This is a genomic window from Sulfitobacter sp. (genome assembly GCF_036961165.1).
Taxonomy (GTDB): domain Bacteria; phylum Pseudomonadota; class Alphaproteobacteria; order Rhodobacterales; family Rhodobacteraceae; genus Sulfitobacter.
The window spans coordinates 1-8,717 of the sequence record NZ_JBALVJ010000106.1 but is presented as its reverse complement, the minus strand read 5'-3'; the positions used below and the strand labels follow the sequence as shown (position 1 = coordinate 8,717).

The 8,717-nt window shown below is 59.4% G+C and carries 7 protein-coding genes and 1 riboswitch; of the genes, 6 read left to right on the top strand and 1 reads right to left on the bottom strand.

Going from position 1 to position 8,717, the window contains the following annotated elements; translation table 11 throughout:
- Nucleotides 1-262: 262 nt before the first annotated feature.
- Nucleotides 263-372: riboswitch (guanidine-I (ykkC/yxkD leader) on the top strand.
- Between the two features lie 70 nt (nucleotides 373-442).
- The 6 genes from V7730_RS20905 to uca are packed head-to-tail and all read left to right on the top strand — an operon-like array spanning nucleotide 443 to nucleotide 8,127.
- Nucleotides 443-1,513: a putative urea ABC transporter substrate-binding protein gene (locus tag V7730_RS20905; protein ID WP_335749498.1), complete on the top strand. Its 1,071-nt coding sequence runs from the start codon at nucleotides 443-445 to the stop codon at nucleotides 1,511-1,513.
- Between the two features lie 25 nt (nucleotides 1,514-1,538).
- A complete protein-coding gene (locus tag V7730_RS20900; protein WP_335749497.1) occupies nucleotides 1,539-2,357 on the top strand; it encodes an ABC transporter permease in 819 nt (272 codons plus the stop codon).
- Entirely contained in the window at nucleotides 2,354-3,184 is an 831-nt protein-coding gene (locus V7730_RS20895; protein ID WP_335749496.1) for an ABC transporter ATP-binding protein, read from the top strand. The genes V7730_RS20900 and V7730_RS20895 overlap by 4 nt, the downstream gene beginning before the upstream one ends.
- Nucleotide 3,185: 1 nt before the next feature.
- Nucleotides 3,186-4,001 carry an urea amidolyase associated protein UAAP1 gene (locus tag V7730_RS20890; RefSeq protein ID WP_335749495.1) on the top strand — a complete coding sequence of 272 codons (816 nt, stop codon included), beginning with the start codon at nucleotides 3,186-3,188 and terminating at the stop codon, nucleotides 3,999-4,001.
- 4 nt (nucleotides 4,002-4,005) lie between these two features.
- Entirely contained in the window at nucleotides 4,006-4,602 is a 597-nt protein-coding gene (locus tag V7730_RS20885) for an urea amidolyase associated protein UAAP2 (RefSeq protein ID WP_335749494.1), read from the top strand.
- 3 nt (nucleotides 4,603-4,605) lie between these two features.
- Nucleotides 4,606-8,127 carry an urea carboxylase gene (gene uca / locus V7730_RS20880; protein WP_335749493.1) on the top strand — a complete coding sequence of 1,174 codons (3,522 nt, stop codon included), beginning with the start codon at nucleotides 4,606-4,608 and terminating at the stop codon, nucleotides 8,125-8,127.
- A 182-nt stretch (nucleotides 8,128-8,309) separates the two neighbouring features.
- On the opposite strand, the gene V7730_RS20875 is transcribed toward uca, so the two are convergent.
- Nucleotides 8,310-8,717, bottom strand: a 408-nt coding sequence (locus V7730_RS20875) for a hypothetical protein (protein ID WP_335749492.1), incomplete at its 5' end; no start/stop codon positions are given.

Below are 8,717 nucleotides of genomic sequence, written 5' to 3'. Positions count from 1 at the left end.
GGGTTGGATACATCTTAGCACGCTGTCCAATTTTGCCGGACCACTTCAAACCAAGAATAACGTGGGGTATCCAAGCGCTTTTGATGGCTGAAATCTTGATATTGTCTGACGTCAGACATGCTTGGGCTTTTTGCATTCTCAAAGCGGGCGAATTTTCTGCAAAGCTTAAAAAAATCGGGTAATTTTTAAGCAAGTCATCTTAATTCTAAGCTCCTTTGCGTCCGCGCTTGCCTAAGCATAATTTCTAGCAAAGCTTGAAGTCGAGATTATTGGCTAGGGTTCCGGCGTACTATGACGTGTCTGGTCCAAGAGCCAAAGCTGCCGGGAGAGACATACCCGCCAGATGCACGGCGGGACAAAAGCCCGGGAGACCTCGCAAAGCCAAGGGATTGGCCGCGATGTCTTGTCGCCGATCCCCTTTTTGAAACTGAAGGGACATTCAATGACCATCAAACGCAGACTGACACTTACCACACTTGCAGCGCTTGGCGCGATTAGCTTCGCGCCCGCGGCATGGGCTCAGGAAAAGACAGATTTCAAAGTGGCATGGTCAATCTATGTCGGCTGGATGCCGTGGGGCTATGCGTCGGATACCGGGATTGTCGATAAATGGGCGGATAAATACGGAATTTCGATCGAGGTGACGCAGTTCAACGACTATGTGGAATCGATCAACCAATATACGGCGGGCGGCTATGACGCGGTCACGCTGACCAATATGGACGGCCTGTCGATCCCCGCTGCGGGGGGCGTTGACACGACGGCGTTGATCGTCGGCGATTTCTCGGACGGTAATGACGCGGTGTTTATCAAGGGCGAGGGCAGTTTGGCCGATATTACCGGGCGTGACGTTAATCTGGTTGAATTCTCGGTCTCGCATTACCTGCTGGCACGCGCGCTCGACAGCGTCGGCCTGTCAGAGCGGGACGTGTCCGTTATCAATACGGCTGATCCCGATATGGTCGGCGCATTCCAGACTCCTGACGTGACAGCGATGGTAACGTGGAACCCGATGGTATCTGAGATCGTGGCCCTTCCTGATGCGACTAAAGTCTTCGACAGTGCGCAAATCCCGGGCGAAATTATTGACCTTATGGTGGCCAACACGGATGTGCTGGCCGACAACCCCAAGTTCGGCCAAGCGCTTGCGGGCATCTGGTATGAAACGATGGCGTTGATGACCTCGGACACTCCAGAAGGTGCTGCGGCACGCGGGGCGATGGGGGCAGCGTCGGGCACGGATCAGGCGGGTTTCGAGGCGCAAATGGCTGCGACAAAGCTGTTCGCTGACCCGGCAGAGGCTGTCGCTTTTGCCGCGTCACCCGAGTTAGGCTCGACCATGGATCTGGTGCGAGCGTTCCTTTTCGACAAGGGTTTGCTGACCCCCGGTGCCACATCGGAAGACGCAATCGGGATCGAATTGCCTGATGGGACGATGCTAGGCGACACGGCAAATGTGAAGTTCCGTTTTGACAATACCTTTATGCAAATGGCGGCTGACGGTTCGCTGTAAGGGTAATTAAGCGGGAAGCAGCGCCATGCGTCTGATCAACCAGCACCTGTCGCCCCCCTTGGCGACCGCCTTGAAATTCGCGCCTTTTGCGCTGCTGATCCTTGCCTATCTGCTGGGATCGGCGTCGCGGCTGGCGGAAAACCCGAACGACAAGCTGTTGCCTGCCTTCAGCAGCATTGTCGCTGCCGTTGATCTGATGGCCTTTACGCCGGATCGTCGGACTGGTGACTATTTGCTGTGGACGGACACATGGTCCAGCCTGAAACGGTTGGGCGCGGGGCTGGGGATATCAACGGCGCTGGCGCTGGTGATTGGTATCGGCATTGGCATCCTGCCATTTTTCCGCGCCTTGCTGGTGCCTTTCGTCAGCTTTGTGTCGATGGTGCCGCCGCTGGCGCTTTTGCCGATCCTGTTCATCTCGCTGGGCTTGGGCGAAACCTCGAAGATCGCGCTGATCGTGATCGGGGTCGCCCCAATCATGATCCGCGATCTGGCGCAAACGGTACTGGCACTCCCCCGTGAACAGATCGTCAAGGCCGAGACTTTGTCGGCCTCAAGCTGGCTGATCGCCATTCGCATCGTCTTGCCGCAAGCCATGCCGCGCCTGCTCAGCAGTCTGCGCCTGCAACTGGGGCCCGCATTTTTGTTCCTCATCGCAGCCGAGGCGATCTCGGCGGACAGCGGGCTAGGCTACCGTATCTTTTTGGTGCGGCGTTATTTATCCATGGACATCATCTTTCCCTATGTCGCGTGGATTACTTTCCTCGCGGCAAGCGCAGATTTCGCAATCGACCGTTTGCGCCGCAAGCTGTTCCCGTGGTCGGAACTGGAGGGCGGCAGATGACGGCGCTTTCGGTCAAGAACATCTGGAAGGAATACGGCCAGCAGGTCGTGCTGGAAAACGTCAGCCTTGAGATCGCGCCGCGGTCTTTCGTGGCGCTGGTTGGGCCGTCGGGCTGCGGGAAATCGACCCTGTTGCGGCTGCTGCTGGGGCAGGAAAAGGTGACGCGTGGGACCATTCTGCTGGATGGTATCGCCTTGCCGGACGAACCCGGACCGGATCGCGGCGTGGTTTATCAAAAATATTCTGTGTTCCCCCATCTGACGGTTCTGGGCAATGTGATGCTGGGGCCTGAAATGCAGGCTGGTCGCATATGGGGCCGCAGTTTTGGGGCCGCGCGGCGCGCTTTGGCCGAGACTGCACGTCAGATGATCGCCGAAGTCGGTCTGGCCGGATCGGAAGACAAATACCCCGCGCAGCTGTCTGGCGGGATGCAGCAGCGCCTTGCCCTTGCGCAGGCGCTGATGATGAAGCCGCGCGTGCTGTTGCTGGATGAACCCTTTGGCGCGCTGGACCCCGGCATTCGTAGCGACATTCACCGCTTGATGCTGCGGCTGTGGAATGAACTGCCCATGACGGTGGTAATGGTGACCCATGATCTGCGTGAGGCCTTTACCCTTGGCACGCGCGTGGTGGCCCTTGGCCGCACGCGGACCTTGCCGGAAGAGGTGATGCGCTATGGTGTCGCGATCACCAAAGACATCGACATCTGGCCGCCACGCAAGGCAGGGGCCAGCACGATTTTTCAAACTGAATACGCGCTCGGTTGGGACGACCTGACCCCTCACGGCGCAGCAACGGGACGACCCGACCAACGCACGGAGACCTGATATGCACATCCACCGCACCGCTGAACAAATCGCTGCCGACAGGCAACGCTACGAGGAACACCAGCGCATCGGGCTGGCGTTTTCGCCCAAGACACCGCCCACCCCCAGCCCGCGCCCCGCGCCGGTGCCAAAGGCCGAAACAGTTGCGATGACGCATCATGTGCCGGGGGGCTGGTACACCACCTTGCGCCTTGCCAAAGGCGAAGTGCTGCGCCTTGTGCCGCAAGGACCAGTGTCCGCCGTTGCGCTGGCCGCGTGGTCGGCCAAAGACACGTCCGAGCGGATGAACTTGCCCGATACGGTCAAGCTGCAATGGACGACCGAGCTTAAGAAAGGCCGAGTGGTCTTCTCGGATATGGGGCGGGTGATGCTGTCGATTGTTGAGGATATCTCGGGTGCGCATGATGCGCTGACGGGGGGATCAACGCCCGCGACGGTGGCGCAATACGGCGATCGCCTGATGCGCAATACGCGCGACAATATGATTCTGGCCGCCGCCAAACTGGGCTTGGATCGGTGTGATCTGATGCCGTTGCTGAACCTCTTTGCGCCCGTGCGCGTGACAGCCGACGGCCGGTTTGAATGGCGTGGCGGGATGATCAGTGACGGCGATTGGGTCGATCTGCGCGCCGAGATGGATTTGTTGATCGCTCTGTCCAACTGCCCGCATCCTTTGGACCCGAAGGCGGGCGAGGTGCCCGCACCGCTTGAGATCACCAAGATCAAAGCTGTACCCGTGCCCCCCGATGATCTGTGCCGCACCGCAACACCCGAAGCCCAGCGTGGCTTTGAAAACAACGCAAAGTCAGAGGGTTAAGCGTATGGAAAAGACATTTGACATCCCCGCCCAGAAACCATGGTCGGGCATCGTGAAAAAGGGCCAGACGATCCGCATCGAGGACACCTATGGCCAGCAGGCCATCGACACGATTTTCTATTGCGCGGACGACTTTACCGAACGCTATTCCAGTCAGGACACTCTGCGCGCCCAAGGCAGCGCCTATATCACCACGGGCAGCCAGATCATGTCTTCCGAAGGGCGGGTGATGCTGACGGTAACGGCGGATACGTCCGGTCGGCATGACACCTCGGCGGGGTGTTGTTCGTGTGAAAGCAACACAGTGCGCTTTGGGCACGATACGCTGTACCAACACGCCTGCCGCGAGAATTTCATTCTCGAGCTGGGCCGTCACGGCATGACCAAGCGGGACATCGTCGCCAACATCAATTTTTTCATGAACGTGCCAATCGGTGCCAATGGGGCGATGACGGTGGATGACGGCATTTCCGCCCCCGGCGATCACGTTGAAATGGTGGCGAAAATGGACGTGCTGTGCGTGATCTCCAACTGTCCGCAGATCAACAACCCCTGCAACAGCTTCGACCCGACGCCGATCCGTGTTGTGATCAAAGGCTAGAATATGTTTACCAAGGTACTTGTCGCCAACCGTGGCGAAATCGCTCTGCGCGTAATCAAAACGCTGCGCAAAATGGGTATTGCGTCGGTCGCGGTCTATTCTGATGCGGATCGGTTTTCGCCTGCCGTGCGGTTGGCGGACGAGGCCGTGCGCATAGGGCCTGCGCCCGCTGCGCAAAGCTATCTGGATGTGGAGGCGGTGATTGCCGCCTGCCAGCAAACCGGCGCGCAGGCGGTGCATCCGGGCTATGGGTTTTTGTCTGAGAACGTGGGCTTTGCCACGCGTCTGGCCGAGGCGGGGATCACCTTTATCGGGCCAAATCCTGATCATCTGCGGGATTTCGGCATGAAGCACACCGCGCGGGAATTGGCGCTGGCGGCGGGCGTGCCCTTGTTGCCCGGGTCGGACCTGCTGGAGACTGCCCAAGAGGCCGTGCAGGAAGCGACGCGCATCGGCTATCCTGTGATGCTCAAAAGCACGGCGGGGGGTGGTGGCATCGGGATGCAGCTTTGCGCCGATGAAGGCGCGCTGCGGGCGGCATTTGAAAGTGTCGGGCGCACGGCGACAGCAAGTTTCGGGGATGCGCGGGTGTTTCTTGAGCGTTTTGTCGCGGATGCGCGCCATGTCGAAGTGCAAATCTTTGGCGATGGGGCAGGGCGGGTGATTGCCCTTGGGGAACGCGATTGTTCCTTGCAGCGGCGCAACCAAAAGGTGGTCGAGGAAACACCGGCACCCCTGTTACCGGACGCGGTCCGCCAAGCCTTGCATCAGGCGGCGACGGCGCTGTGTGCCTCGGTGTGCTATGCCTCTGCCGGGACGGTTGAATTCATCTATGACCCGCTGCGCGAAGAATTCTATTTTCTTGAGGTCAACACGCGGTTGCAGGTCGAACACCCGGTCACAGAGGCGGTTTTTGACATTGATCTGGTGGAATGGATGATCTGCCAAGCTGCGGGGGAGGGCGTTTTGCCTGACACGCCCCTAGTCCCGAAAGGGGCCGCAATCGAGGTTCGGGTTTACGCCGAGGTGCCGCATGCGGGGTTCCGTCCTGCGTCGGGGCGGCTGACTCATGTTGATTTTCCGGGTAATGCGCGCATTGATACGTGGGTCGAGACCGGGACAGATGTCAGCCCGTTTTATGATCCGATGCTTGCCAAGATCATCGTTACTGGCGCGGATCGCGATGCTGCGATTGCAGCGCTCAAGGACGCCTTGGCCGCCACAACCCTGACAGGGATCGAGACCAATCTCGGCTATCTGCGCGCCATCGCAGCCTCCGAGGTTTTCGTGTCGGGCAAGGTGACGACGACTGCCCTCAACAGCTTTGCCTATACGGCCAATTGCATCGAAGTCGTGGCACCGGGGGCGCAATCCAGCCTGCAAGAATTGCCTGGGCGTTTGGGCCTGTGGCATGTCGGCGTGCCGCCCTCGGGGCCTATGGATGCGGTGTCGTTCCGCAATGCCAACCGCTTGTTGGGCAATGACCCAGACACAGCAGCGCTTGAGCTGACGATGATGGGGCCGACGCTGCGGTTCCTGAGTGCCGCGCGCATCGCGCTGACCGGGGCACGCATGACACTGCATCTGAACGATAAGCTGGTCGAAGGGCCTGTCCTCGACATCCCCGAAGGTGCGACGCTGCGGATCGGCAAGATCGAGGGGCCGGGACAGCGTAGCTATCTGGCCGTTGCAGGCGGGTTTGACGCGGCCGAGGTTCTGGGCTCACGCGCTTGCTTTGGTCTGGGCCAGTTCGGCGGTCACGCGATGGGCACGCTTAAGACCGGGGATGTACTGCACATCGGTGCGGCACCCTGCACGGCACCGCAACCGCTTGAGCCTGTCGCGCTGACAAATACATGGGAGGTTTCGGTCCTTTACGGCCCCCACGGCGCGCCGGACTTCTTTTTGGAACGCGATATCGAAACGCTGTTTGCCACCGACTATAAGGTGCATTTCAACTCTGACCGCACGGGCGTGCGTCTGATCGGGCCAGCGCCCGAATGGGCGCGCAGCGACGGTGGCGAAGCGGGGCTGCATCCGTCAAACCTGCATGACAACGCCTATGCCGTGGGGGCGATTGATTTTACCGGCGACATGCCGATCATTCTGGGGCCGGACGGGCCAAGCCTTGGCGGGTTTGTAAGCCCTGCCGTCATCGCCAGTGAAGACCGCTGGAAAATGGGCCAGTTCCGGCCCGGCGATACCATCCGATTTGTACCCGTAGCGCGCGCGGATGATCCGGTCGTGGCCCCTGCCTTCCACGCTTCGGGTTCGGCCGTTTTGGGACGGAATGACACTGGCCCTGTGCCGGTCGTCTACCGCCGTCAGGGCGACGATAATCTGCTGGTTGAATATGGCGACATGACGCTGGACATCGAATTGCGCCTGCGCGTGCATCTGTTGATGCAAGCGGTGCAGGATGCGAAGCTGCCGGTGACTGACCTGACGCCGGGCATCCGGTCGCTGCAAATCCACTACGACAGCACCAAACTGCCGCGCTCAAAATTGCTGGGCTTGTTGCAGGACATCGAGGCCGCATTGCCACCCGCCGAAGAGATCACCGTCCCCTCGCGGATCGTGCATTTGCCGCTGTCATGGGGCGATGAACAGGCCGAATTGGCGATGCGCAAGTATCAAGAACTCGTGCGACCGGACGCGCCGTGGTGTCCTTCGAATATCGAGTTTATCCGGCGGATCAACGGGCTGCCGGATGAAGAGGCGGTCAAGAAAATCGTCTATGACGCCAGGTATCTGGTGCTGGGTCTGGGTGATGTCTATCTGGGCGCGCCCGTGGCCACGCCGATTGACCCGCGCCATCGCTTGGTGACCACAAAATACAACCCCGCCCGCACATGGACGCCTGAAAACGCCGTCGGCATCGGCGGCGCCTATATGTGCATCTACGGGATGGAGGGGCCGGGGGGCTATCAGCTGGTCGGGCGCACCATTCAAGTCTGGAACACATGGCGGCGCACGCAGGCGTTCGCAAAGCAGCCCTGGCTATTGGATTTCTTTGATCAGATCCGCTTTTTCCCGGTGTCGCATGAGGAATTGACCGAGGCGCGGCATGCCTTTCCCCATGGGCAATACCCGATCAAGATCGAAGAGACGACGCTGCGATGGGCCGATCACAAACAGGCTTTAACTCGCGAGGCGGCAGATATATCGCGATTCAAGACGACGCAGCAACAGGCCTTTGAGGCCGAACGCCAGCGCTGGAAAGAGCAGGGTTTGGACAGTTTCGACCCTGATCATAGTGTCCCGGACGCCGACAGGGCCGAGGACATTCCCGACGGCTTCATGGGGGTTGAAAGCCCGGTGCCTGGTGGCCTGTGGAAAATCACGGTTGCACTCGGTGACGTGGTCGAGGCAGGTCAGACGATCGCAATTGTCGAATCCATGAAGATGGAAATGGCCGTCGAAGCCCCGTGTTCTGGCCGCATCAGCGAACTTCGCGCGACCCCCGGACAGGCGCTGCAATTGGGTCAGGTTGTGGCGTTGATTGAGGTAAAGGATCGTGCCTAATCCTCGGCAAGACCTAGGCGCGTTCCCGAATGATTTGGGGCGGTGCTTTTGGGGCAATTGAACGCATGAAGTGCAGCGGACCCGACAGGGGCGCAGCACTTCAAGCTAAGAGCAATAGGCTAAAATACTCTGTATCTCAAAGCATGAAGCCATGAACGACGGCAACTTTTTGTACGCTGATCCTACAATGATCCGTTGTTCGTGAGATCCAGGACATAGGAAGGCGACAGGAGGCCTTTCAGCCAGTCCTCATAAAGCGCGCCGAACGTGGCAAGATGCGCCAGCCGGTCGGGCGTATCGGTCATCCAGTAGACGGCGTCGCCCGCACCACGTTTACCGATGGAGGGGTACAGATAAGCGCAGCCTAGATAGGTGCCTGACGCATCGCGGATGATCCATGCGAAAGACCGTTTGGAGGTAAATTCGCGGTGATGCCAGTGCAGGTCGGTCAGGTTCTCCTCAAGGGTAAGACCCTCGGGCCATGCGTCGCCGAATAAACCTTTCAATACGGATTCAGATCGGATGACGGCCTCGAAATGAAGTGGTCCGGCAAAATTGGACAGCGTGCTAAGATGTATCCAACCCGAACG